21 protein-coding genes and 1 pseudogene are annotated in these 25,466 nt (G+C 40.5%); 15 read left to right on the plus strand and 7 right to left on the minus strand.

Going from position 1 to position 25,466, the window contains the following annotated elements:
* The first annotated feature begins 22 nt into the window (after window positions 1-22).
* Together RMX89_RS13670 and RMX89_RS13675 are read left to right on the plus strand one after the other, a co-directional pair.
* Window positions 23-880, plus strand: coding sequence for an SGNH/GDSL hydrolase family protein (locus tag RMX89_RS13670; RefSeq protein ID WP_322689308.1), 858 nt, complete (start codon window positions 23-25; stop codon window positions 878-880).
* A 96-nt stretch (window positions 881-976) separates the two neighbouring features.
* The gene (locus tag RMX89_RS13675) at window positions 977-2,185 is read left to right on the plus strand and encodes a 4-hydroxy-3-methylbut-2-enyl diphosphate reductase (RefSeq protein WP_322670167.1); all 1,209 of its coding nucleotides are present in this window, start codon (window positions 977-979) and stop codon (window positions 2,183-2,185) included.
* Window positions 2,186-2,464: 279 nt separating this feature from the next.
* Here the strand turns inward: RMX89_RS13675 and RMX89_RS13680 are convergent, their stop codons facing one another.
* A complete protein-coding gene (locus RMX89_RS13680; RefSeq protein WP_322670168.1) occupies window positions 2,465-2,617 on the minus strand; it encodes a lmo0937 family membrane protein in 153 nt (50 codons plus the stop codon).
* 171 nt (window positions 2,618-2,788) lie between these two features.
* On the minus strand, window positions 2,789-2,968 hold the full coding sequence (locus RMX89_RS13685) for a hypothetical protein (protein ID WP_322689309.1): 180 nt from the start codon (window positions 2,966-2,968) through the stop codon (window positions 2,789-2,791).
* Between the two features lie 359 nt (window positions 2,969-3,327).
* Here RMX89_RS13685 and RMX89_RS13690 point away from each other — a divergent pair, with 359 nt between their 5' ends.
* The 3 genes from RMX89_RS13690 (at window position 3,328) to RMX89_RS13700 (ending at window position 5,062) form a co-directional block, all read left to right on the plus strand.
* On the plus strand, window positions 3,328-4,311 hold the full coding sequence (locus RMX89_RS13690; RefSeq protein ID WP_322689310.1) for a VOC family protein: 984 nt from the start codon (window positions 3,328-3,330) through the stop codon (window positions 4,309-4,311).
* Window positions 4,312-4,373: 62 nt separating this feature from the next.
* Window positions 4,374-4,679 (plus strand): hypothetical protein, encoded by a 306-nt coding sequence (locus tag RMX89_RS13695; RefSeq protein ID WP_322689311.1) that lies wholly within the window; start codon window positions 4,374-4,376, stop codon window positions 4,677-4,679.
* Window positions 4,679-5,062 carry a type II toxin-antitoxin system VapC family toxin gene (locus RMX89_RS13700; protein ID WP_322689312.1) on the plus strand — a complete coding sequence of 128 codons (384 nt, stop codon included), beginning with the start codon at window positions 4,679-4,681 and terminating at the stop codon, window positions 5,060-5,062. The genes RMX89_RS13695 and RMX89_RS13700 overlap by 1 nt, the downstream gene beginning before the upstream one ends.
* A gap of 10 nt (window positions 5,063-5,072) precedes the next feature.
* Here RMX89_RS13700 and RMX89_RS13705 read toward each other — a convergent pair whose 3' ends face one another.
* Together RMX89_RS13705 and RMX89_RS13710 are read right to left on the minus strand one after the other, a co-directional pair.
* The gene (locus RMX89_RS13705) at window positions 5,073-5,639 is read right to left on the minus strand and encodes a DoxX family protein (RefSeq protein ID WP_322689313.1); all 567 of its coding nucleotides are present in this window, start codon (window positions 5,637-5,639) and stop codon (window positions 5,073-5,075) included.
* Window positions 5,636-6,565, minus strand: coding sequence for an SMP-30/gluconolactonase/LRE family protein (locus RMX89_RS13710; protein ID WP_322689314.1), 930 nt, complete (start codon window positions 6,563-6,565; stop codon window positions 5,636-5,638). The genes RMX89_RS13705 and RMX89_RS13710 overlap by 4 nt, the downstream gene beginning before the upstream one ends.
* 605 nt (window positions 6,566-7,170) lie before the next feature.
* Between RMX89_RS13710 and RMX89_RS13715 the strand changes: the two genes are divergently transcribed.
* Together RMX89_RS13715 and RMX89_RS13720 are read left to right on the plus strand one after the other, a co-directional pair.
* Window positions 7,171-8,745: a GMC family oxidoreductase gene (locus RMX89_RS13715; protein WP_322689315.1), complete on the plus strand. Its 1,575-nt coding sequence runs from the start codon at window positions 7,171-7,173 to the stop codon at window positions 8,743-8,745.
* 209 nt (window positions 8,746-8,954) lie between these two features.
* Window positions 8,955-9,302, plus strand: coding sequence for a hypothetical protein (locus RMX89_RS13720; RefSeq protein WP_322670176.1), 348 nt, complete (start codon window positions 8,955-8,957; stop codon window positions 9,300-9,302).
* Between the two features lie 169 nt (window positions 9,303-9,471).
* On the opposite strand, the gene RMX89_RS13725 is transcribed toward RMX89_RS13720, so the two are convergent.
* Window positions 9,472-12,435 carry a calcium-binding protein gene (locus RMX89_RS13725; RefSeq protein ID WP_322689316.1) on the minus strand — a complete coding sequence of 988 codons (2,964 nt, stop codon included), beginning with the start codon at window positions 12,433-12,435 and terminating at the stop codon, window positions 9,472-9,474.
* A gap of 586 nt (window positions 12,436-13,021) precedes the next feature.
* Here RMX89_RS13725 and ggt point away from each other — a divergent pair.
* Entirely contained in the window at window positions 13,022-14,785 is a 1,764-nt protein-coding gene (ggt, locus tag RMX89_RS13730; protein WP_322670178.1) for a gamma-glutamyltransferase, read from the plus strand.
* Between the two features lie 47 nt (window positions 14,786-14,832).
* Here the strand turns inward: ggt and RMX89_RS13735 are convergent, their stop codons facing one another.
* Both RMX89_RS13735 and RMX89_RS13740 read right to left on the minus strand, forming a co-directional pair.
* Entirely contained in the window at window positions 14,833-15,096 is a 264-nt protein-coding gene (locus RMX89_RS13735; protein WP_292785151.1) for a hypothetical protein, read from the minus strand.
* Window positions 15,097-15,610: 514 nt separating this feature from the next.
* A complete protein-coding gene (locus RMX89_RS13740; protein ID WP_322689317.1) occupies window positions 15,611-16,210 on the minus strand; it encodes a DUF1802 family protein in 600 nt (199 codons plus the stop codon).
* Between the two features lie 71 nt (window positions 16,211-16,281).
* Between RMX89_RS13740 and RMX89_RS13745 the strand changes: the two are divergent.
* From RMX89_RS13745 to RMX89_RS13775, 7 genes and pseudogenes are all read left to right on the plus strand, one after another.
* Window positions 16,282-16,796 (plus strand): annotated as a pseudogene (locus tag RMX89_RS13745) (aldo/keto reductase); the annotation flags it as partial.
* A gap of 642 nt (window positions 16,797-17,438) precedes the next feature.
* Window positions 17,439-18,158 (plus strand): hypothetical protein, encoded by a 720-nt coding sequence (locus RMX89_RS13750; RefSeq protein ID WP_322689318.1) that lies wholly within the window; start codon window positions 17,439-17,441, stop codon window positions 18,156-18,158.
* A gap of 21 nt (window positions 18,159-18,179) precedes the next feature.
* A complete protein-coding gene (locus tag RMX89_RS13755) occupies window positions 18,180-18,302 on the plus strand; it encodes a hypothetical protein (RefSeq protein ID WP_322689319.1) in 123 nt (40 codons plus the stop codon).
* Window positions 18,303-18,378: 76 nt separating this feature from the next.
* Window positions 18,379-19,407, plus strand: a complete 1,029-nt coding sequence (locus tag RMX89_RS13760) for a hypothetical protein (RefSeq protein ID WP_322689320.1) — start codon at window positions 18,379-18,381, stop codon at window positions 19,405-19,407.
* Entirely contained in the window at window positions 19,404-21,170 is a 1,767-nt protein-coding gene (locus RMX89_RS13765) for an ATP-binding protein (protein ID WP_322683670.1), read from the plus strand. The genes RMX89_RS13760 and RMX89_RS13765 overlap by 4 nt, the downstream gene beginning before the upstream one ends.
* Window positions 21,171-21,178: 8 nt before the next feature.
* Window positions 21,179-22,360 (plus strand): exonuclease SbcCD subunit D, encoded by a 1,182-nt coding sequence (locus tag RMX89_RS13770; RefSeq protein WP_322689321.1) that lies wholly within the window; start codon window positions 21,179-21,181, stop codon window positions 22,358-22,360.
* A complete protein-coding gene (locus RMX89_RS13775; RefSeq protein ID WP_322689322.1) occupies window positions 22,347-25,373 on the plus strand; it encodes an SMC family ATPase in 3,027 nt (1,008 codons plus the stop codon). Before RMX89_RS13770 ends, RMX89_RS13775 begins: the two co-directional genes overlap by 14 nt.
* The last annotated feature ends 93 nt before the right edge of the window (window positions 25,374-25,466 follow it).

The raw sequence follows: 25,466 nt of genomic DNA on the forward strand, positions 1-25,466 counted from the left end.
TAATTGGTAAATTTCGCTAGTCGTGTCTACATCTCTTAAAACCTTTCCTATCTGGGCATTTTTCTCGCTGTTAACCAACGGCATCCTAATGTTGGCGGTCATTCTGCTCATTTGGCAACAGCAGAGATTGGCCGCTTTTTTTGGGATAATCGCATCCCCACAGCCAATCAACCTGAATAATTCACCGCAAATTGCTACACCTGATTTAGGTCGCCGTCACCAACTCACTTATCAAGAGTGGATAGATATCCTCAACCAAGAAGCCAAGGTCGCTGCTGACCAACATCCTCCGCATTTAACCATCCTGGCGGGAGATTCTCTGAGTTTGTGGTTTCCCCCTGAGTTATTACCCGAAGGTAAAAATTGGCTCAATCAAGGAATTTCTGGCGAAACCAGCAATGGACTCTTAAAAAGATTAAAAATATTTGACCGCACCCAGCCAGAGGTGATTTTTGTAATGATTGGCATTAATGACTTAATTCGGGGCATGAGCAATGCAGAAATTTTAGATAATCAGCAGCAAATTATCAATTATTTACGAAAGACTCATCCCACAGCGCAAATCGTTGTCCAATCGATTTTGCCACATGGGGCAGAAGAAGCAACTTGGAAAGGACGAGATAAACTATTGGCTGTTGCCAACAGTCGCATTCGGGAGTTGAATCAGCAAATACAAAGCATATCTACCAAAAAAGGTGTCAAATACCTCGATTTACATCCCCTGTTTACCAACAAGCAAGGAAATCTCCGCCGCGAATTTACTACTGATGGCTTACACTTAAGTCCTGAAGGCTATATGGTTTGGCGTTCTGCATTGCAGATTTATAGCGAGATTGAATTAAAACCCCAGCGTCAACGTCCTGCGAGAGAAAAAGGCTAAAGCCCAAAAAGAAGTAATATCTTTGAAGACAACTCTGTATCAATCGCGTCTAGGCGCGAGAAAATAAGAAATAGTGAGTTTAAGTAGACAAATCTAATGGATACAAAAGCTTTTAAGCGCAACCTCCAACATTCAGAAAATTACAATCGCAAGGGCTTTGGTCATCAAGCAGAAGTTGCCACGCAGTTGCAATCTGAGTATCAGAGTAACTTGATTCAGGAAATTCGCGATCGCAATTACACTCTGCAACGGGGTGATGTAACAATCCGACTAGCACAAGCCTTTGGCTTTTGCTGGGGTGTAGAACGTGCTGTGGCCATGGCCTATGAAACTCGTCAGCATTTCCCCACAGAACACATCTGGATTACTAACGAGATTATCCACAACCCTTCTGTAAATAAGCGGATGCAGGAGATGGAAGTAGAATTCATCCCCATTCAAGAAAAGAATAAAGACTTTTCTGTTGTTGGAATTGGTGATGTGGTCATATTACCCGCTTTTGGGGCTAGCGTTCAAGAAATGCAGATACTTCACGATAAAGGCTGCAAAATTGTTGATACAACTTGTCCTTGGGTATCTAAAGTTTGGAATACAGTAGAAAAACACAAAAAAATCGATTATACATCAATAATTCACGGTAAATATAAGCACGAAGAAACAGTTGCAACTAGTTCCTTCGCTGGCAAGTATTTAATTGTGTTAAATTTGCAAGAAGCAGAATATGTTGCTGACTATATTATCAATGGTGGCAACCGTGAAGAATTTCTGACAAAATTTGCTAAAGCTTGTTCGGCAGGATTTGACCCCGATCGCGATTTAGAAAGAGTTGGCATTGCTAACCAAACTACCATGCTTAAAGGCGAAACTGAGCAAATCGGCAAGCTTTTTGAGCGGACTATGTTACAGAAGTATGGCCCCACTGAGTTAAATCAGCATTTCCAAAGCTTCAACACCATTTGTGATGCCACTCAAGAACGGCAAGATGCCATGTTGGAATTAGTGGAACATAATTTAGATTTGATGGTAGTAATTGGTGGGTTTAATTCCTCGAATACTACTCAGTTGCAACAAATTGCCTTTGAGCGAGGAATTCCTTCTTACCATATTGATACTGTTGAACGCCTTAAATCAGTATCTTCTATTGAACATCGGCAATTAAATGGGCAGTTAATAACTACAGATAACTGGTTGCCTGATGGGGAAATTGTTGTAGGCATTACTTCTGGTGCTTCTACGCCTGATAAGGTAGTAGAAGATGTAATTGAGAAGATTTTTAGATTAAAAGCAACGGCAGCACTAGTTTAAAAGTTCTCAGAGGGACTTTCAAATAAAAACATCCAACTACTTATGAGGTGGGCAGCATTCGACTGAACAAAGCCAAAGTCTTGCCCGCCTTACAAAAGTATTTTTGCTGTATTATGCAGACTGCAATAATCCCGAATTCTTACTTTTGAATTCCTCTTTAATTGTTTGCAATTGCCAAGATAATGAGTGAGGTACAAGAACTGCATCCTTAACCTCTCTTTGCAAGCGAGGAAAGGACTATAATGTACCTTCACTACGATGAGGAAATACTATATTTATTCACACATCACGCGTTTTGAAAAAATTATAGATAGCAAGGCCAATAGCTAAAAGCAACACTGCATGAATGAGATTTCCGGCAATATGAAGTGCTAGTCCTAATGCCCAAAAAGCAACCAGTATAACAACAATACCCCAAAGTATACTCAACATATTATTTGTTCTGAATTAAATCAGTTTTAATTTGTTCAAATATTTTACTCCCTAGCTTCACTTTTCTCTATTTGCCTGAAGAAAGATTATTTTGAGTGATGGCGCACAGTTATTGGCTATGCTTAATCTTTCGTTACTATTTAATTAGATAAAGGTAGCGGTTTTGAACTGTTAGTTAGCTGCCCCCATCACTATCTCAAGCAACAGGATTGCTTTATAGTCGGAGTCTGTGCGAGTTGCGCCATAATTGCCACTAATCAACCGCAACCGTCGTGCGATCGCCTGCAAGCTAGCAATTATTGAGTCACGTCCCAAAACGGCAACAAACCAGGGAATACCAGCAGCAGGCATCCAAAATTGACAGTAACTTTTGTAGGCATTTTCAATTAACTAATCTGTGGTTTTAATTTCCCCGTTTCCAACAAGCGGCAAGTTTTCTTTAACTAGCTATTTTGGTGATTCTGGCATGACTTTAGAGATTTGCAAGAATTAACGCTTCTAGCCATTGGGATAATAAATATCTCTACCGAAAGAACTATAAAAATTTCATCACGATTTCATTATTGGATGAAATCTTTAAAGGATAAATTCAGTTGCATGTCTTTCTTCAGCTAGAGATAAATTTTATAATATTTTTTATATTGATTTATGCAAGACTCATATTGAATTTTTGCAAAGCTAGTACATAATAAGTACAAAGTCTGTTGAATATGTCTAGTCAAACCGATGTACAAGTACAAAGAATTAGAGCTATTGGCTTAACAGTGACAAACTGCGTAGGCGTAGCCCGTCGTAGACATCGCTCTTTGGATTTCTATACACAAGCACTTGCTTTTGAACTAGTTTCTGACATGACTGTTGAAGGACAGGATTACAGCGACTTAGAAGGTGTGACTGGGGCAAAAATTCGCATTGTCACTTTGCGATTAGGTGATGAATTTATCGAGTTGATGGAGTATCTTAATATTCAGGGTAAATCCATCCCCAGCGATTCACAAAGTAATGATTTGTGGTTTCAACATCTGGCGATTGTAGTGAGTGATATGGATCGTGCTTATGCTCACTTGCGTTCATTTCCCATTGAACCAATTTCAGTTGCTCCCCAGACAATACCACCTGAGAATAAAGCATCTGGTAGTGTCCGCGCTTTTAAGTTTAAAGACCCTGATGGTCATAATTTAGAGTTAATTTGGTTTCCGCCTGATAAAGGACAAGATAAGTGGCATCAAAACAGCCATCGCTTGTTTTTGGGAATCGATCATAGTGCAATTGCAATTTCCAATACCGAGCAGAGTCTACACTTTTATCGCGACCTTTTGGGAATGCAAATTGATAGTCGCAGTCTCAACTGGGGTGCAACCCAATCTCGCTTGGATAATTTACCAGGAGCCGAAGTCAAAATTACAGCACTACGACCTGTTCAAGATGGTATGGGAATTGAACTGTTAGACTATATTGTGCCTGAAAAAGGCCGCCCAATGCCGAGTAACTGGAAAAGTTGCGATATTGCACATATCCAAATTGAATTAGTTGTAAATAATCTTGAGCAGTTAGTGGATAAGCTACGGCGTAACGGGGTTGAATTTGTATCGTCGCGGATTGTACAGTTTGCAGATAGTACAAGTCCTTATCGGCAAGGTTGTTTAGTTAAAGATCCTGACGGACACGCAATCTTGCTAATTGCGGAATCTTGATGTGGGAAGCGGTAGGTCGTTGATTGGCTATAATGCTTGTAGTGAGTAGGACATAAATAAAAATGTCAGAAAAAACTTTCGATATTGCTTACTTATCTGATAATTTACTTGAGTTATTATCAGATATCCAAAATAATGTTGAAATTACGCTAACTCGTCAAGGGGTTCCTTGGGCAAAGGTTTTACCTCTGTCTCAAGCAGAGTCTATAGTTGAAAAAGCAAGTTTAAATCATGGCTCGATGGTGATGATTAGTGAAGATATCTTAGAACCCAGAGTTGCAGGTTTTTGGCAAGGACAGGTTAAGATTTCTGATAATTTTGATGAAACTTCCGAAGAGGTGATTGCTGCTTTTTATGGGGAAGATTAATGAGTTTTCTGCTAGATACTCATATCCTGCTATGGTTTTTAGAAAATGATTCTAAGTTGTCAAATCAGGTACGAGAGATAATTACTAATCCTGAAAATTTAATTTTTGTCAGTGCTATTAGTGCTTGGGAAATTTCGATTAAACAGTCTTTAGGAAAGTTAATAGCTCCTAGTAATTTAGAGGAGGCTTTGCACTTTAGTCGATTAGAAGTTTTAGCGATTACGTTGGCACATGGAATAAAGGTTGCTGATTTGCCAATGTATCATAAAGATCCTTTTGACCGGATGTTAATTGCTCAGGCTTTGGTAGAAGGTCTAACGATAATTACTGTAGATCAAAAGTTTAAATTTTATGATGTGGCGTTGTTAATAACTGAATCATAAATATGATGATTCACCTTCCAAAAATCAAAGTATCCAGCGAATAAGCACCAGGGCCTAAAACCGCGATCGCAATTAGCATAACGCAATACATAAAAGCCTTTTCCCAACTTGGGGGTTCACCTTGTCCTAAAGCACCTTGATATTGTTCTTGAGGAATTAAGTATGGATCTTGAGCTACAAAAGGCTTACTTCCAGAGATGTGCAAATATATCGCAAAAATCATTGAGCAAAGAATGGGCAAAGTTGCTAAGAGTGTGAGGAATCCAATAATCAGAAAAATTCCGCCACCTAACATTGATGCAGCTGATAAAAAGCAAAGAAAGACAGGCATTTTTAGAGACTCAGCCCACCGTCGAAGATGCGTTATTTTGGGATAGCCGTGTAATATAAACAACCAGCCAAGGCTAACTCTGAGAAGTAAAAGTGCCAATCCTGGGAATCCGTCAGGATACACCGGAGAAAGTGAACTTAACAAGTGTGGACTTAGCTGTGGGAAATTAAATGCAGCTAGGAAAAAAGCGAGTTCCTTCGGAATAGCTTTGCTTAACGCTACACCCAACCCAAATTGATAAATCATAATTGTACACCACGGGTATTTAGGTCAATAACATATAACGAATGACCGGCTGTGATAAATAAGCGTTTACGAAGTGTCCCTGAAAGGGAATCGCCTTCTTTACCACCGAAAGTCAGGTTAGCTGATGTCTCCGGTACAAAAATTTTTCCTAAGCGAGTTCCATCGGGGGCGTATATCTGCACGCTATCTTGAGAGGTAGTAAAAACATTGCCATATTCGTCAACCCGCAGTCCATCCGGTTGTCCTGGCTCAATGACTGCAAATACACGCCCATTCTTTACATAGCGCTTGCCTACAACCTCATAGACGCGAATATGATGAGGCCCCCCAGGAATATTAAACGCGGCTGTATCTGAAACATATAAAAGGCTTTCGTCTGGACTGAAAGCCAACCCATTAGGGCGCACCATGTCTGTTACTACAGGATAAATCTCAGCAGTTACCGGGTCAAAGCGATATACGTAACTTCCAGGTTGTTCCTGTTCGCCGCCGTAACCTTGGTTTGGCTCGGTAATCCCATAAGGCGGATCGGTGAACCAAATTGTGCCGTCGCTTTTGACTACCAAATCATTTGGACTGTTCAGGCGTTTGTTTTGGTAGCGATCGACTAAAACCTTCCATTCACCGTCTTGTTCGCATCGGATAATAGCACGCAAACCAGAGGAACACGCAACCAGACGACCTTCCAAGTCTCGATAATTACCGCTTTGGTAATCAGATGGATCTCGTAAGACAGTCACATTGTCAGTGGGACTCCACCGCAACAGGCGATTGCCGTGAGCATCACTCCATACAACACTGTCATCTTCATGGAAGTATACAGGCCCCTCGCTATGGACTGCACCGTTGGCAAGCTTTTGAAGTGAGGCTCCTGGGCGTACAATAGCACGCAGGCGATCGTCATAAATCTCAATGGCTTCAGGCATAGAAATCTTCTGTTATTTAACTTGGCTACTGACGATAAATAGCAGGTCTAAATTAATACTAAAATACTGTAAATGTATATTTAATATCGTGTAACAAAATGAATGTAAAATTTCTAGCTATTTTCATCACTTACTAAATACAAAATTGAAGTTAGTTATTACAAAATCAATTCTATTTTCTTACTCTCAAATAACATTGCACCATAGATATAGATCGCACCAAAACAGACTATTTTTGTTAACAGCAAAAGTATTTGTATTAAAAACTAAATATTTTTTCAGACAATCAAATTGCTGGTTTAACAAAAAATGTCAAGTTAAATTTATTTGTTAATTTTCTCAAGAGATTATATGGTTAATTCACATAATATAAAGAAAAAATGAAATTAAAATGAAATATTAACCTGTCTTTAGACATAAATAAATATTAACCCATTAGAAAGAAGCAAGATTGTAGTTAAAGCTTTAGTCTAAGCATAAGAATCTGTCTTTAGAGCTATTTAAATTTTGATAAAACTTATAAATTAACTTAAAATATTGCCAAATTACTTTGTAGCATCAAAAAAATTAAATCGTAATTAATATAAAATTACTAATTATCAATTATGACTAGTATCACAGAACATTACGACATCATTATTATCGGTACAGGAGCCGGTGGAGGTACATTAGCCCACCGCCTTGCACCCACAGGTAAAAAAATTCTAGTACTGGAAAGAGGCGACTTTTTACCGAGAGAGAAGGCTAACTGGAATCCAGAGGAAGTCTATCAAAAACATCGTTACCATACACATGAAGAATGGTATGACAAAGAAGGTAAAGCCTTTCAACCTCAGACAGGCTACTGGGTTGGTGGCAATACCAAACTCTACGGTGCAGCCCTAATTCGATTCCGGGAGCGAGATTTTGAAAGGGTAATTCATAAAGGAGGAATTTCTCCAGAATGGCCTTTGAAGTATCAAGACTTTGAGCCATACTACACCCAAGCAGAAAAGCTGTATGACGTGCATGGACAGGAAGGAGAAGACCCCACCGAACCACCTCGCAGCGAACCATATCCCTATCCGCCAGTGAGTCATGAGCCAGATATGCAGTCCCTTGCTGATGGCATTCGGGAACTAGGTTATTACCCATTTCATTTACCACTAGGATTAAAGCTCAATGAAAGCGATCGCACCAAGAGTCCCTGCATTCGCTGCGATACTTTTGACGGATACCCTTGTCTCGTACACGCAAAAGCCGATGCCGATGTCAACGCCATTCGTCCGGCTCGTGAAAAATATGCCAATGTTACTCTTTTAACTAATACTAAAGTCTTGCGGCTGCATACCAGTGAGTCGGGACGAGAAGTGACGAAGGTAGAAACTGAAATTGCAGGAGAGCAACATTGGTTCACAAGCGATATTGTGGTTGTTGCCTGTGGTTCTGTCAACTCAGCGGCTTTGCTGTTACGCTCTGCTAATGACAAACATCCCAACGGATTAGCAAATAGTTCCGATCAAGTGGGGCGGAATTTCATGAAACAGTTGGAAACAGCGATCGTTTCCATACATCTAGAGGTGAATCACGCCAACTTTCAAAAAACGATCGCTGTCAATGATTTTTACTGGGGAGAGCCGGATTTCCCTTATCCGATGGGCATGGTGCAGAATACAGGTAATGTCCTAGCTGATATGATTCCCGGAGAAGCACCGCCACTGATGGCTCCATTTGTCAAGCTGATTCCTCATTTTGAGCGTCATTTGCTGGCCGAGCGATCGGTTGGCTGGTGGTTGCAAACAGAGGATTTACCAGACCCGAATAATCGGATTCGGGTGGTAGGCGACAAGATTCATGTTGACTATACATTGAATAATATTGAAGCAAGCGATCGCTTAATTCACCGATGGACATCTGTACTCAAGTCAATCCCTGGTTCTGCTAAACACGTCTTGCCATTTAGCATTTATCCCCGCACTCATATACCAGAACAAGCAGTTGCTCATCAATGCGGTAGTTGTCGATTTGGCACAGATCCTAAAACCTCAGTACTGGATCTCAATTGCCGTACTCATGATGTCGAGAATCTTTATGTTGTAGATAGTAGTTTCTTTCCGTCAAATTCGGGAGTTAACCCCACGCTCACGATTATGGCAAATGCTTTGCGCGTTGGCGATCTGCTTACAGCAACGCTTCCCTAACGCATAGCTGAACGATTGTAGGACTTACGCACTGAAGCCTGAAACCTAGATCCCCCCTAGCCCCCCTTAAAAAGGGGGGAACTTCTAAAGCCCCCTTTTTAAGGGGGTTGGGGGATCTGAGTGCGTAAGTCCTGGATTGAAGTAGAAAGCTAGTACACCTGAGCAAGAACTAGTTTCATGCTGATTATAGTTTCAAGGAGAAACAGATTATGAACGAAGAACACTCTACTTCTAACCAAGAACATGAAAATCAAACGCCCCCAAATACTCATCCTATTGCAACAGGATTGGGAGCAGCTGGAGGCGGAATTGCCGGAGCCGCACTAGGCCGCTCAATTGGTGGTAAGGTTGGTGCTGCAATTGGTGGCGTTGCAGGTGCGATCGCACTTGGAGTTGCAGCCAATGAACTGGCAGGATACACCGAGCAATTCATTGAAGAACTCCAGCCGACAGTAAGCTTAGGATTAGGAGCCGATCGCAAACCAATTGAATTACCTAGTCACTATAGTTGGGAAGAACTACAAGCACTATCAAAACCTCAAGGGGAAAAAATCTAGAACCGCAAAGTTTGCTAGAGAATGAGTTCGACAAGCCCTTTTTTGACCTCTCCCCCAACCCCTCTTGGACACCCAGAGGAAAGCCAAAACCCTAATTATCTCGTTGCTCCTCCCTTTCCCCGTGGGAGAGGTTCATCGAACTCACGTTCAATTACATCGAGGATAACGATTAAACAACCACAAAATTATTGTTCGTTAGTGACAACCCAGGAGATAATCCGGCAAATTGTACCTGAGTAAATGCGCCTGCACTACCATCAGAGTCAAAGAACAATGCACCTGTAGTGGAGTTATAAATAAATCGCTGGCTACTAGTAGTTGCGGATTCTCCAAGTGTAAACTGACTTGCTTTAAGTACACCTGCTGATAAACCGCCACCAAAACCAGCAGCCGACACCTGAATTATTTCATTCGGTTCATTAACGGCACCGAAATCACGTATCAAATCGAGACCTTCATCGAAACTATTGAAAACAAAGGTATCAGTACCACCTTCTCCAAAGAGGCGATCGTTACCCTTGCCACCGATGAGGATACCATCGCCACTGCCACCTGTGAGAGTATCATCACCATTACCACCTATGACGGTGTTATTACCAGTCGCACCAGAGGCGATCAGGGAATCATTACCATCGCCCCCATCTAATATGTTGGCATTTGAACTGCTGACATCTAATGTATCGTTACCAACACCACCGTTGAGGGTGTTATTACCTGAGGTATAAGAGGCGATCAGGGAATCATTACCGTCGCCCCCATCTAATAGATTATTGCCTGTTGAACTGCTAACATTTAATGTATCGTCACCAACACCACCGTTGAGAGTGTTATTGCCAGATACGCTACCCTGAACGTAATTTCCGAATTCATCTTGAATGTAACTCAAGACCTTTAAAGAATCGTTACCATCGCCTCCATTGAGGAGGTGATCCCCTGTTGAAAGACTAATATCTAAGAAATCTTCACCAGCGCCGCCATCTATTGTATCGTTACCATTGCCTGAGCGGAGCGTATCATTACCAGTGCTTCCGACTAGATAATCATCGTAGTTTGTACCTGTGATATTTAATTGTTCGATATTCTTGTAACTAAACACTGTTGTGTCCGGCGTTGTTGAAATTACTACAGTGTTATTAGTAGGGTTGAAAGTCGAAGTAATTCCGGTGGTAGCACTGCTATAACTCAAAGACAAAAAGTCGTTACCTGTTCCCCCGTCTACTGTTTGAGTTACTAACGTCGATAGGGAGCCGAAATTAAAGGAATCATCGCCATTGCCACCATTGAGGATATTATTGCCAGTGCCACCATCGAGAGTATCATTGCCATCGCCCCCATTGAGAGTATCATTGCCATCACCACCCCTCAAAATGTCATTGCCACTTAAGCCTTCAATAATGTCATCACCCCCTTGACCATTAATGACATCATTGGAATTGTCAAATCCACTAACATTGTTGTCTAGGTCGTTTAGGAAGGTGACTGTATTTTTTTTAAAGACAGTGTTTTGGGTGAAGTTGGCATCGAAGACATCAAAGCTGTCAGCGATCGCAGTTTGCCCAGAAAACAGAATATTGCCCAAATCTACAGTCGCTCCAGTAGATTTGGTGAGGTTATCCAAGTTTTCCAGAGCAAAGTTTTCCAGGATGAATCTGGTATCACCATACCCTTGAAAGCTGATTTCTAAACTTGTGCCATTCTGGGTAAGAAGCAAATTTTTGGCAGTGAAACCACTATTGTCCTGGAATATCAAAGTATCGACTTCGGCAATGACTGCTGCTGTCGGGTTTATTCCTTCACCTACTCCAGTAAAATCGGCGATTATATAAGTGCCAGTATTAATCGGGTCTGTGCTTCTTACGCCATTCGTGTTGTCTCCGATTAAGCCTTTGTAAATAAATTTATCCTTACCACCGCCGCCTGTGAGGCTATCTTTACCACCACCGCCTGTAAGGCTATCATCGCCATTACCACCGTTGAGGGTGTTATTACCAGTGGCACCAGAGGCTGTTAGAGTATCATTGCCATCGCCCCCAGAAAGCAGGTTCTTGCCAGATGACCGAGAACTGAAGTAGGAGTCCAAATATTGGTAAATATAGCCAGAAATGTCTAGAAAATCATTGCCATCGGCTCCAAAAAGCAGGTTATCGCCTGACGATCCACTAGCGCTCAAGGTATCATCACCAGCACCACCTTTGAGGGTGTTATCGCCTTCTGAGCCAGAGATAGACGCTGAATACTCCCCACTGCTTCCACTCCCAGAGATGGAGAGAGAATCATTGCCGTCGCCTCCATCTAAGAGGTTATCGCCAAATGAACCGCTAGCATTTAAAGTATCATCACCAGCACCACCGTTGAGGGTATTATTGCCTAAAGAGCGATCGTCGTAGTCTGGTGCGTAGGAATAGTACTTGTAGCTGCCAGAGGCGAAGAGAAAATCATTGCCATCGCCACCATTAAACAGATTATTGCTTGAGGGAGAGTCAGCATACAGAGTATCGTCACCAACACCACCGTTGAGGGTATTATTGCCTGCACCACCCCTCAAAATATCATTGCCACTTAAGCCTTGAATAATGTCATCACCCCCTTGACCATTGATGACATCATTTGAATTGTCAAATCCACTAACATTGTTGTCTAGGTCGTTTAGGAAGGTGACTGTATTTTTTTTAAAGACAGTGCTTTGAGTGGAGTTAGCATCGAAGACATCAAAGCTGTCGGTGATGGTAGTTTGCCCATAAAACAGAATATTGCCCAAATCTACAGTGGCTCCAGTAGATTTGCTGAGGTTATCAAGGTTGGACAGGGCAAAATTTTCCAGGATAAATCCGGTATTACCAAACCCTTGAAAGTTGATTGACAAACTTGTGCCATTCTGGGTGAGGAGCAAGTTTTGAGCAGTGAAGCCACTGTAGTTCTGGAAACTTAGGATATCTACTTCGGCAATGACTGCTGCTGTGGGGTTTATTCCTTTACCTACTCCACCGAAATCGGGGATCGTATTAATGTAGTTTGAGCCGCCGTAAAGAAATATATCGTTGCCACCGCCACCAGTTAGAGTGTCGTAGTTATCGTAGTAATCTAAAGTGCCCTGTAGGGTGTCGTTACCGCTGGTTCCAATGATAATTGCCATAAGTTTTTCCTACCTGGATCGATTTTTGGAGTAACTTTAGTTGTCAATAATCGAGTTAATGCTGTTTGATGGCACAAATAATCTGCCAAAAGTTGAAGCTTTCGGCATATCTTATTCAGTCTTTAGATAGAGCCGCAAATTGTTCATTAAAGACTTCCTTTTTAATTCACTGGCAAACATTACTATCCGAGTATTAAGGACTATCTAAGTCTTAAGCACTGTACAAAATTTAGTTGGTTTGTCAACGCATAAGTCTTACTAGTTTCAAAATAGGTAGGGGACACTTGAGACAGCACAAAACAGGAAATCTTTATAAATTCGTTATCAGCGTAGCTTGCCGCCGTAGGCCTCGCCTTTGAAAATTCTATCTGGAAATAGGAAACATCAAAATAACCCAACAATAACTAAATACCGAATATTTACTTAGATGTCTATCTTTTAAAAAAATCTTTGCATACTCTTCATATTCATAATCGTTCAAATAATGGGGGTAGGAAAGTGATGTCTACGGCCGCAAGCTACGCAAACAATGGTAATCAAAATCTGATAAATTAAGTACACCAAGATGCTATATATATAATACTTTATGAGTAATGGTATAAAAAAGCTTGCTGTTGCTAAACCCAAGCGAGTTGCGATCGCAATCTTTTCTTTCACCGTCCTCTTTTACAGCCAAGTTGCATCAGCTGCCTTAACTTTACCCCTACGCAGCAAGAAGGGGATGGTGGTTTCAGCCCATCCCCTAGCAAGTGAAGCGGGAATTTTGATGTTACGCAAAGGGGGTAATGCAGTGGATGCAGCTGTAGCCACAACCTTTGCTCTTTCTGTAGTTGAGCCTTTTTCAGCCGGAATCGGTGGCGGCGGATTTTTATTGATGCACTCTGAGAAAACTGGCGAGATGAAAGCGTTAGATTTCCGCGAACGCGCACCCCTAAAAGCCACAAAAAATATGTATCTAGATGCAGCAGGAAAGGTGCGTCCGAATGCAAGTATTAATGGTTATTTGGCAGTAGCGACACCAGGAACGGTGGCGGGACTTTATGAGGTGCATCGCCGCTATGGTAAGCTTTCTTGGCAAGAGGTAATGAAACCTGCGATCGCACTCGCTAAAGATGGCTTTATTCTTGGCAATGTGCTAACCGAAAGGCTGAACCAGCGCCAGGAAGCAATTCTCAAGAATCCCGCAGCGCGAGAAATTTTCACTCGCAATGGTGAATTTTATCAACCAAGGGAAAAACTGGTGCAGCGCGATTTGGCACGCACTTTAACAGCAATTGCCGAAAATCCCCAAAGTTTTTACACCGGAAGTATTGCTCGGGCGATCGCTTCTGATATGGTAAAAAATGGTGGTTTAATTTCTCTCGAAGACCTGAAAGCCTACAAACCAATCTGGCGCACTCCTGTTTGTGGCAACTTCCGCAAAGCTAAAATCTGCTCAATGCCACCACCATCATCAGGAGGCGTTCACCTATTGCAGATTTTAAATATTATCGGTGACACCGATCTAAAATCTTTGGGATGGCATCATCCAGACGCGATACATTTAATGGTAGAGGCAATGAAAATTGCTTATAGCGATCGCTCAAAATATTTAGGCGATCCTGATTTTGTCAAAGTCCCTGTACAAGAACTGCTCAGTCCAGCTTACGCCAAAAAACGCCGTCAAGAAATTAATATGCAAATGGCTCGACCCTCCACCGAAGTCAAGCCAGGAGATTTAAATTCAAAATGTCTGCGTCTTCCTTCATCCCCTTGTCTTCCGCACGAATCTCTCCAAACCACTCATCTGAATGTTGTGGATGAACAACACAACGCCGTCAGTCTGACTTTCACCATTAATCTCAGTTTTGGTGCTGGTGTGGTGACACCGGGAACTGGAATTATTCTCAACAATGAGATGGATGATTTTGCCGCTGCGCCAGGAGTGCCTAATGCTTTTGGTTTAGTTGGTAACGATGCCAACAGCATTGCACCCCGCAAAACTCCTCTATCCAGTATGACTCCCACAATTGTCACAGAAAATGGTCATTTTCGGATGGCGGCGGGTGCGCCTGGTGGTAGCACCATCATCACCCAGGTTTTGCAAGTAATCCTGAATGTGCTGGAATACAACATGGATGTTGGTGCGGCTATTTCTGTTCCACGCATACATCATCAATGGCTGCCAGATGAGTTGCGCGTTGAATCTTGGGGCTTGGATGCTTTGACTTTGCAAGACTTACGCCGTCGGGGGCACAAAATTAAGGAAACTACTCCTTGGGGTAATGGTAACGCGATCGCTATTACATCTGATGGAATTTTAGAAGGAGCCGCCGATCCTCGCGGCGAAGGTTCCCCCAGAGGTTTGTGAGGAAGACGCGGGGACACAAAAAATAACTAATGACAAATGACAAATGACTATTGATTTTGGATTGTTGACTCTGCGTAGCTGCTGCTGCCAAACTCGTTTGCCCGTGCGCTAGGTACTAGTGTCCAACCTGCTTTCAAAAGTTTTTGATAAGTTGCCCAACCTTTAGAGCCACCTGGTATTTGATAATCTGGGACTGCAAAATGTCCAAAAGCTGTGTAAGGACGCCAAGGTTGATTGGGTTCTGTCTGCAAATACAAAATTTTCTCTCCATCGCCACCAGACTTAGATAACCAGCACATTTGTCGATGCATTGCAAACTCCTTTGCTTTTAGCTAATGATGCATAATAGCTTATCTTTGTCAAGCTAATTATCACCCTTGGGGATAATTTTTGCCTAGTACTTTAGACAAAATGTAATTAAGTTCTATCCACTGCGAGATAATTACTTAATAACTTATAGCCTGGAAGACAGCTGCTAACGGGACATAAAGATAAACAGCCTTGGCTCACCTTGTTTATTGGGTGAGATTTTTCTCATGTTATCCGCGTTTTTTGCGATCGTGTGTAACAATCACTACTATTTTGGCTGAGGCTCGGAATCAGACTATTTGTTTTTCTGTTGAGATATATAAGCGCAGATTCTAGAAGTTAGTTATAAAGTTTCGTTGATTAAACACTCTGAGCAAACAATATAAAATCTATTTTGATGTTGGTTGTATACAATCGTCTGTTCGATCGCGAGAAGCAATTTCGTATTTATCTATAAGCTAAATTTAAATCCCCGGCTTTTAAACAAGTCGGGGATTTGAGCAACAAGTTAGTTGATTAGAAAGATGGAGCATACAACTTATCGCCGACAATCTCGCGAATTGTCTCTACTAATTGGCTGTATGCAAAGTTAGATAAAACTGGTTGTGCTGTTTGTAACTGAATTTCTCGCTCTAAATCAATCCATGACTTGCAGCCAGCGTATTTGGCGTAATAGGGAATTTCTTGCTCAAGGGGTAGTTTATATGTCCGTAGGAGGAGGATATAAAGGGGCTGACGTGCTTTCCATTTGAGGCGATCGCTAATAAAATGCTCGTTCCAAATATGGAAGGGAAGTAAGTTGTTGACAATAGATTCGTCACTACAGGGCAAAATATCTGTAATTTCAGCCCAACTACCAATGCGAACTGTTTCAGGATGCCAGCCTGATGTTACTGGATAGACGTTATTGGCATATTCAGCTTTCAGCATGAAAGCTTGTTGATGTTCATAAGTAGGATAAAGCAGAATTTGCTTGTGAGCAACTTGGAAATGTCCATTTCGTTCGTGGATACCGCCTTTGCGGAGCAACATAATTGTTTTGCCACTTTCCAAGGCATTTATGGCAACTGCCCATTCTTTGAGAGCATGAAAAGTTGTAGTCAATTCCATCGGCATCTACTGTAACTCTGATTTAATTTGAAGCTAAGACTGATAAAGTGTGAACCTATCCAAGGCAATAAATTAGGAAAGCGATCGGTGTTTCCAATTTTTCTGGCGTCCAGTTAGCAAAAACAGCAAGTTATAGACGTATTGATAGTTTACAACCACCCTATTCTTTATTCTGGAGACAGGTAGAACAAGATGCATTGCCCTATTGTATCGAAAACAATATTTCTATCCTTGCTTATTCGCCTTTAGCACAGGAGTTATTAACAGGAAGATTTGCTCTCGGTCATAAATTTGACCCAACAGATAACCGTGCTAAAAATAAACTGTTTCAAGGCGAAACTTTGAACTTGCCCAACAAGCGCTAGAAAAACTGCGTCCCATAACTCTTCTTAATAATTGTACCCTTGTTCAGTTAGCTTTAGCCTGATTAATTGCTCAACCTCAAACAAACGCACAGACGCGTCATAGCGGCTTGTCGCCAAATGCATTAGCCGCCCAAATCAAGCTTTCTACAGCCGAATTGCCAGAAATTGATGCCATTGGCAGTATTATCACCGATCGTCTGGATGACAATCAGATTATGTGGAATTGATGACAATGTAGTTTGGTTGCGATGCTTAATCTATCTAAGATCCCTTTAACTTTCTTCAAAGGAGGGTCAGGGATCAAATTTATGGCTCTAGATTGCAAAATCTAACAAAACGTCAACTTTCGTAAACCAAGGGTTGCAACTCACAAATGTAAGTGATAGTTTAGATAGCAGGACACCAAACAAAATAAACCAAACAAAAGGGTCAATGACTTAGTGTCCCCTCGTCATCAGCCCAAGCAAATTTCAGCATATCAAATGTGATAAAAGTGGCAAAAAAGCCTAATGTAGAAGGCAAAGCCAAATCCTAAAGCGGAAAAACGCAAGAATGCTGAGTTTGTTAGTTTTTTTAGTCCACCCTAGTTATTAACCTTCAGTTAGTTAATCAGTTTAAAATTTGAAATCTGTAAACTCGATAAAACCTGGTCAACCTCGACCAGGTTTTTGGCATTTTATTGTAATATGATTTTCTCAGTACGGCAGAGATTATGGGTGGGGCTTTGTTGGGTTGAGCGACAGATAAACCCAACCTACATCAGTATAATTTTTAGTCTTAGCTGAACTGTATTAAAGCGTATTGGACTCTAGCTAATTTTCCAGCAGCGAATAAAATAAGACAGCAACATATCCTGCGAGGAAAATTTGATGAAAAATTATCGCTTTTTAAATAAGATTACTACAGCTATGATTGTAGCTGCCCTTTCTTTTTCTTGTAAATCTTCTGTTAGTAAAAATGCAGAACAGGCAAAAGTAACTGAGAAATCGAAGCCACAACAAAATCTTATCTATGGCGATTTAATTATTAAAGAACAATCAGATTATCTGATGATTCCTGTTAGTCTTGCAGAACAAAATGAAGATAAAGGAGTTGATTTAAACCTTTCACGTTCTTATGAAAAGGAAAGAAATAATCAATTGTATAACATCATCTTTTATCAAAAGCAAGGTGGTGAAGCTCATCTTTTATTAAATAAAAAAGCCATTGTCGCTTCCTTCGATTTATTGGAAGTAAAAGCGGCTAACAAGCCTACTACAAGAGTTTGGTTATATAAAATCATTGACCAAGATACAAATATAGATAAAAAACTTAATAGCGAAGATGCTACTATTGCCTATCTTTCAGATTTATCAGGTAAGAACCTCCAGCAAATTACCCCAAATAATACTCGAATCATCAGTTGGGTTGTTGTTCCAGGTCAAAATGCAATTTTTTTAAAAATTATTAAAGACTCGGATAATGATAAAAAGTTTACAAAAGAAGATAAAACAAATTTTGTGAGGGTTAACCTCGATAAAATCGGTATGGGAACTGAGATTATTAGTGACCAAATAGAGCAAGAAATTAAATTTTACGTTTTTAAATAATTAAATAAGTGTATTTTAAACTTGACAGGGCAAATTTTAGCTGGTAATGAACCGCTAAAATTCCTTTGCTCTTTAGCGATCGCCTTTTCTACAGGTGGATTCGTTCATATTTTGATAGCCATCAACAAAAATTGCCAAAACTAATCCATAAACTTGACAATTATTCGTAGATTACGAGTAACATTGAAAACATATAATTTACGACACAAAACACAAGGTAATGTCTGAGGAGAACTATGTAAGTAACTTCTGGCGCTCGCATAATTTTCGCTTGGAGCCTTGGGGGAATGACTATGAGCCGCCAATTCAAATCAGTGATGAACTTTCGCTCTCTGAAAGCGATGTTAACCCGACAGTAGAGACTGAGAATTGGGAATGTTTTCAGTCGCCTGAACCGCGATCGCTACCTAATCGCCTTATCTTTATTGATGGGCGTCGTCGCCTGGATGCTGGACTCGTTGGTGGCAATGGCAACACCATAATATACGGTGTGTTTGGAACAATTGCTGTGGGTGCGGTGGTAGTAGATAAAACTATTCCCAAGGCGAGTTGCATTGAAATTGATGTTCGTCGAGTTTTGGGTTTTGGCGGTGAGCAAGAGGCTGTATCAACATCCATCCCTTGTCCTTTAGGAAGTAAAGCAGAATTACTCTACAAAGCAATTAAAAGCAATCAACCAAATACTCCTGAAGCTCGAAGTGCAATTGTTCAAAATGCCATGCTAGCCGCAGAAGAACAGCTAGTAAGCAAACTAGATATAAAAGATACGAATACTTTGGTAATTCAAGATGGAGCATTACGATATGAATCTCCAACTTTTACCTTGGGCTACATTAAGACAATGCATAAACAATACTTGTCTGAAAAATATGCTGCCCTTCTATGGAAATTATTACCAGGACAACGCACGCCTATTTTTAATATTAAAGATAGATTGCAATACTCATGGTATTTAAAATCTGGTAATTATCAACATTCCCCACAACAACTCGGCTACCACGATTTACATGGTATTGTGCGCCTGGAATTATCTAGCAAAATTGACATTGAAAAAGCTCAAGAAATAGCCAATCAAACTTGCTATTTAATTCCCAATTATGCTTCCCATCCATCACGAGATCCGCGCGCGCCACAAAACCTCGCACCTGTTAGCGCTTTGGAACGGGAATTAGGCAGAAGAATGGGTGATGCAATACTAATTAAGCGGCGGCTGCAATGTTTTCTGGCATCTTTTGGAGGTAATAAATGATATCTTCTGAACCAATCGGTTTTGTACTTGGTACTCAAGAAGCTACTCCTTTGGAATTTTGGATTGCAGTGGATGTCAAAAAAGTTTTACGGCTAGATGATGTTGTAGAGGTGCAAACTCAACGTCCTGATGGTGCGGGAATTGTGCGTTTTTACGGTGTGGTAGACTATGTTCGCACTCAATACGAAGGAGCGCAGTTTGATACTGATACTTTTTTAGTTGCCAAAGAAGGTATTTTACCAATAAATATTTCTTACACTGCTCACGTCCAAGTCACAAGAATTGAGCCAGAAGAGTATTTACCTCCACAACCGGGCGATCCGGTTCGCCTAGCTGTAGATAAGCAGTTAGCATCGGCATTATATTTTGACAGCATGGATACCCCAATTCCGGCTGGTATTATGAATAACGGCAATGCGGCTTATTTTAACTACTCATTTATCAATGGTGAAAAAGGCGCTCATGTAAATATCTCTGGTGTTTCTGGTGTGGCTACTAAAACATCTTACGCTTTGTTTTTACTATATTCAATTTTCAATTCTCCGGCTTTAGGTTCTTACAAAGCTAATACGAAAGCACTGATTTTCAATGTTAAGGGTGAAGATTTATTCTTTTTAGACAAGCTGAATCAAATTTATGGTAATTCAGGAAAAGAAAAAGATAAAAATAAATATGAAATTTTAAAATTGCCAGTACAACCTTTTAAAAGTGCAAGTTTTCGGGCTGCGCCAAAAAGAGATTCTCGGACTGTTGACTCTGACTTAGAACAGCGTTCTGAAGGGATATCAGTTTATTTGTGGAGTATTCGGGAACTGTGCCGCGATCGCCTGTTTCGGTTTTTGTTTACTGGTGAAGATTTAGACCGAGGAAATTTATCCTATTTAGTGACGACGGTAGAAGAACGATTAGCACGGGTAGCAGAAGAAAATGACCAGAACGATCGCAACAGTCGGCGCAAAGTCCAAGCTCATTTAGAAGTAGAAGCCTTTGGAGAAGAGAATAAAACAAAGATTAAGACATTTAGAGAATTAATTGACTTTTTAGAAGACAAACTGCTTAACGATGAAGATAGAGAAGAAAATAGGCGTTGGTTAGGACGAAATGTCCCAGCTACAGCAGAAGCAATGATTCGGCGTTTGTACGGTATCAGTAGTGAAGTTAGCCATTTAATTCGCGGTGATTTATCACCAGATGAAGTTGCTAAATACCAACTCAATCCAATAGCTTCAGATGCTCAACTGACTGTCACTGATATCCACAAACTCAGTGCCCGTGCTCAAAAATTTGTTGTGGGTGTTTTACTACAAAAGCTATTTTTTCAAAAAGAGAAGCAAGGAAGAGAACCTGTTGTTTTTATTGTCCTTGATGAGTTGAACAAATACGCGCCTCGTGATGGACGTAGCCCGATTAAAGATTTACTGGTAGACATTGCAGAACGCGGGCGATCGCTAGGAATTATTTTAATTGGTGCCCAGCAAACAGCCTCAGAAGTCGAACGGCGCGTTGTGGGACAAGCGGCTATTCGTGTTGTCGGGAGATTAGATTCAGCAGAAGCAGAACGTCCAGAATACAACTTTCTGACGGGTTCTTGTCGCAAGCGAGCTTTATTTCTAAAATCTGGCACAATGTTTGTGCATCAACCAGAAGTCCCCGCCCCAATTTTAGTTAACTTCCCCTTCCCCGCTTACGCCACTCGCAAAGAAGAAGTGTTTTTAAGCCAAGCAGAAATTACCAGCATCGAAGCTGATATTGACCGTTTTTAGGAGGAATTGTGCGTTTAATTCATACATCTGACTGGCATTTGGGGCGTCACCTCAAAGGCAAGGATCGTACCCCGGAAATTGAATTTGCTCTTCAGGAACTTTTACGACAAGCCAAAGAATTAGAAGTTGATGCGGTGTTAATCGCAGGCGATATTTTTGAAACTCCTAATCCTCCATCTGATGCTGAACGAGTTGCGTATCAGTTTTTTGAGGGGTTGCGAAATGCCAAAATCCCAGCAATTGCGATCGCAGGTAATCACGATTCTGCTTCCCGCTTTGATGGGATCGCTAATCTCTTGTCTTTAGCTGGCGTGCAGATTTTAGGGAAACCTCGTCGCGTCAACCAAGGAGGTTTGATTACCCAAAAAACGCTCAATGGCAAATTGCGTGTAGCTGCAATGCCTTTTGCTTCAGAACGGCGACTATTGACAGTTGAAAATCTCTGGACAATGGATGAATTGCAGCAAATACAGCACTACAGAGACAGGGTAGACTACTTGCTCAAAAATTTAGCTGGCGGCTTTCAAGATGATAGCGTTAATATCCTCATGGCTCACCTGACTATCGATGGTGCTAGGTTAGCTAACTCCGAAGCCCGTCATCACACCAAAGAAACCTACGCCTTGGCTGGACAAAGCCTACCCGCTGAAGCTCAGTATATAGCTCTCGGACACATCCATAAATCTCAAGAAATTCCAATTGCAGCTCCTACTTACTATTCAGGTTCTTTGATTCAAGTGGACTTTGGCGAAGCTGAAGAAGATAAGGGATTTTATCTGATTGATGTTGAACTTGGTTCTCCCGCCAAAAAACCAGAGTTTATATCTATCCCCTGTCAAAAACCTTTGAACATAGTCGAATGTGAATTGAGCAATTATGAAGAAAAACTAGAACCACAACGCAATCACCCAGGCTATCTGAAGGTAATTATCAACTTGCAAACACCTCAAATGGGGTTAGCTGACAAAATTCGGAAAATTTGTGGCGATAAAGTGCTGCAAATTGAGCCACGTTTTCCAGAAGTGGAATCAAAGCAAGAAAAATCTGTAAATCGCGAAGAGTTCGATCCAGTGGAAGAATTTAAACGCTACTTCCAAGAAGAATTAAACACAACGCCTCCTCTTGCCGTTGTAGCAAAATTTGAAGAACTATACAAGGAAATTAAGGAAAACCAAGATGCGACCGCTTGAACTGACTTTAGAAGGTTTTACCAGTTTTCGCAATCAGACAAAGATTAACTTTGAGAAGTTGGAAGTATTCGCTATTACTGGCCCAACAGGCGCAGGCAAATCATCTTTACTCGATGCGATGACTTTAGCATTATATGGGAAAGTAGCAAGAAAAACTCAACCCAAAGAATTATTGAGTCAGGGGAGTTTAAAATTACAGGTATCATTTCGCTTTTTAGTAAATGAAACGGAGTTTTTAGTCTTTCGCTCATGGTTATATCGTACTAGAACGTCCCAGCTTACTTTTAAGTTAGAAAAGCGGATAAATGGCGAGTTTCAACCTTTTGGAGAACAAAAGGAAGCAGAGATTAATGCCGTTATCGAGAAAGTTTTAGGAATGAATTTTGAAACTTTTACAAAAGTTATTTTGCTTCCTCAAGGTCAATTTGATGAGTTCCTCAAAGGTAAAAGTACTGAACGGCGTCAGATTTTAAGCAATCTGGTTGGATACGAAAAAATTTTTCCAGATATGTGTACGCAGGCTGGGAAGCAAGCTAACTTTCTTGAAGGTGAATGTAACGTAATTCAAGAACAGCTAAAAAATCTGGATTTCTCATTAGATTTAGAACTGAATTCTCAACGACGCGATCGCTCTGAGTTTCTCTCACAAGAATTACTTAGATTACATGAAGCAGTTACCAAAGCACAAACAGGTTTAGCCGCAGAAAAAGAATTATTACAACGTCTGAAAGCTTTAGCAGATTGGCAAGAGCAACTTGAGGAATTAAATAAACAAGCTATAAACATAAGTAAATTAAAACAGCAATTAGAACAAGCGCGAGTTGGCGATCGCTTATCAGCCATCTGGACATCAGTCAATTTGGCTCGCAATCGATATGACAAAACTCATGCTGATGTTGAGATTGCTGCCAAAGCTTTGATTGAGAAACAATCAGCTTTTAAAATTCAAGAAGATAAATTCAATCAAGCACAAGCCTACCACACTGAAATTGCACCTCAGCTAAAACAGCGAGAAGAAGCTCTTACTACTGCCAAAATATATGAACAACAGCGTCGTCAAATTAACAATGAAGTAAAGAGGGTAGAAGAAGTATTAGCAGATAAAGTCAAGCTTTTAACTGAGGCTGATAAAGCTGTCAAAAAAGCTGAAGCTGAATTAATGCAAAAAAATCAGATATTGACTAGAGTTAATAATGAAATGTCTCTATATTCCTCTGGTGGTGAGAGATTAGAGCAGCTTAATCAAGTTACACCTCTACTAATTAAATGGGAAGGAGTTCAAAAGCAAGTTGAAAGCGATCGCACCAAACTACAACAAATTACTCAAGAGTTAATCACCACTGAGTCTGATTATCTGTCTGCTATTTTAAATTTCCAAAAATCTGAAGCAGAATGCGAGCAATCTCGTGTTGAATTAGATACTGCTAGACAAAACAATTATGCTGCGGCTTTACGTGCATTGCTACATACTAACGATGATTGTCCAGTTTGTGGTGGAGTTTGTCCAGAAGCCCACTTATTACCACAACTAGAATCTTCTGATAATATCGAAACGCTAGAAAAACGTGATCGCGCTGCTGAACAAATCCGTCAAAAAGCTGCTGATACTAAAACTAAAGTTGAAACAATCAGGGATAATCTAAAAAAACAAGAAATTGAATGTCGTCAAATATTAGCAAAAAAAGAAGCCGATCTGAAGGCAGAAACACAACAAATTATTGTTATCTTAAAAACAGACAAATGGAAAGTTAAAGTACTTGAACAGGAACGCCAAGCATTACATGAAAGTGACGCTAAGTATCAACAATGTTTAAGAAATAAAGAGAAAACAGTTACAGAAGTTCAAGTAAGCGAACAAAATTTAAAGTCTGCAACAAGTAATTTATCAGATAAGCAAACCCAACATCAAGATGCAGCACATGAAGTAGAACGTCAAAAAACACAACTTCAGGAAATATCAGACAAACTATCCAAACTTACTGGAAGTGAGTCTTACGATCATTTATTCCAAAAGCTAGAACGAGATAAACAAGAGTTAGAGCATCGTATTCAGCATCAAACCCATAACTATCAAACTGCTCGCGATGAATTTCGGCAAGCTCAACAAAGTGATGTCAAAGCAAGAAAAGACTTTGATTTAGCTTCTACTGAAAAACAACACCTAGAAACTGAATGGCAGACTAGTTTACTATCTGTAAACTTTACAGAAAAAATGTTTCAACAATCTAAAGTAGATCCAGAATTACAAAATCAATGGCAGCAAAAAATTGAAGATTACAAGACTAATAAAATTGAGTTGCAAACTAACGTTCAGCGAGAAACTGATGCAATTGGTGACAGAACTACTAAGGCAGAAATAATTGCACAGTATGAAAAAATTGTAGCTGATGCTGGAGAAAAATATAAACAAGCACAAGATGAATACAACGATTTAAAACTTGTGATTGCTAAAGCTGAAGAACAGCAAGAGCAAGTAGAGAAATTGCAAGCACAACTATCTAGCAAACAACAAGAGCTAGGAATATATAAAATTTTATCCAAAGAGTTGAGATCGGATCGATTTCAAGACTATATTCTCCAGCATTTTGAGCGAGAATTAGTAGAACAAGCAACAGTATTTCTGCTCGAACTTACAGAACAGCGATATGCATTGAAATACGAAAAAAAAGACTATAAAGTAGAAGATAACTGGAGTGGTGGCGAATCGAGACGAGTGCAAACACTATCTGGTGGTGAAACCTTTGCTACTTCTTTATCACTGGCTCTGGCACTTTCAGAAAAGTTGTCTAGAGGAGCTAAGTTAGGCAGTCTGTTTATAGATGAGGGATTTGGAACATTAGATGCCGAAACTCTGCAAAGTGTCTCAAATATTCTACTGTCTTTGGGAAAACAAGAGAGACTGGTTGGCGTAATTACTCATGTTCCCGCTTTGGGAGAGGAGTTAGGAACACAAATCAAAGTAGAAAAGTTTTTAGAAGGCTCGCGGATTGTTGTAACAGGGATTTCAGCTTAATGGTAGTTTTCTTTTTTATCTAACTATCTTTTTGATAGAAAAATTTACAAGTAGAGACGCAATTTATTGCGTCTCTCAACATCATTTTCTAAT

This window comes from Nostoc sp. DedSLP04 (assembly GCF_034530775.1).
GTDB lineage: Bacteria > Cyanobacteriota > Cyanobacteriia > Cyanobacteriales > Nostocaceae > Nostoc.

Bases quoted from the DNA above. Each gene is read 5' to 3' on its own strand.
- RMX89_RS13680 (WP_322670168.1), bottom strand. From the start codon at position 2,617: ATGTTGAGTATACTTTGGGGTATTGTTGTTATACTGGTTGCTTTTTGG.
- RMX89_RS13695 (WP_322689311.1), top strand. From the start codon at position 4,374: ATGTCAGAAAAAACTTTCGATATTGCTTACTTATCTGATAATTTACTT.
- RMX89_RS13715 (WP_322689315.1), top strand. From the start codon at position 7,171: ATGACTAGTATCACAGAACATTACGACATCATTATTATCGGTACAGGA.
- RMX89_RS13760 (WP_322689320.1), top strand. From the start codon at position 18,379: ATGTCTGAGGAGAACTATGTAAGTAACTTCTGGCGCTCGCATAATTTT.
- ggt (WP_322670178.1), top strand. From the start codon at position 13,022: ATGAGTAATGGTATAAAAAAGCTTGCTGTTGCTAAACCCAAGCGAGTT.
- RMX89_RS13700 (WP_322689312.1), top strand. From the start codon at position 4,679: ATGAGTTTTCTGCTAGATACTCATATCCTGCTATGGTTTTTAGAAAAT.
- RMX89_RS13775 (WP_322689322.1), top strand. From the start codon at position 22,347: ATGCGACCGCTTGAACTGACTTTAGAAGGTTTTACCAGTTTTCGCAAT.
- RMX89_RS13685 (WP_322689309.1), bottom strand. From the start codon at position 2,968: ATGCCTGCTGCTGGTATTCCCTGGTTTGTTGCCGTTTTGGGACGTGAC.
- RMX89_RS13705 (WP_322689313.1), bottom strand. From the start codon at position 5,639: ATGATTTATCAATTTGGGTTGGGTGTAGCGTTAAGCAAAGCTATTCCG.
- RMX89_RS13725 (WP_322689316.1), bottom strand. From the start codon at position 12,435: ATGGCAATTATCATTGGAACCAGCGGTAACGACACCCTACAGGGCACT.
- RMX89_RS13675 (WP_322670167.1), top strand. From the start codon at position 977: ATGGATACAAAAGCTTTTAAGCGCAACCTCCAACATTCAGAAAATTAC.
- RMX89_RS13710 (WP_322689314.1), bottom strand. From the start codon at position 6,565: ATGCCTGAAGCCATTGAGATTTATGACGATCGCCTGCGTGCTATTGTA.
- RMX89_RS13765 (WP_322683670.1), top strand. From the start codon at position 19,404: ATGATATCTTCTGAACCAATCGGTTTTGTACTTGGTACTCAAGAAGCT.
- RMX89_RS13690 (WP_322689310.1), top strand. From the start codon at position 3,328: ATGTCTAGTCAAACCGATGTACAAGTACAAAGAATTAGAGCTATTGGC.
- RMX89_RS13740 (WP_322689317.1), bottom strand. From the start codon at position 16,210: ATGCCGATGGAATTGACTACAACTTTTCATGCTCTCAAAGAATGGGCA.
- RMX89_RS13720 (WP_322670176.1), top strand. From the start codon at position 8,955: ATGAACGAAGAACACTCTACTTCTAACCAAGAACATGAAAATCAAACG.
- RMX89_RS13735 (WP_292785151.1), bottom strand. From the start codon at position 15,096: ATGCATCGACAAATGTGCTGGTTATCTAAGTCTGGTGGCGATGGAGAG.
- RMX89_RS13750 (WP_322689318.1), top strand. From the start codon at position 17,439: ATGAAAAATTATCGCTTTTTAAATAAGATTACTACAGCTATGATTGTA.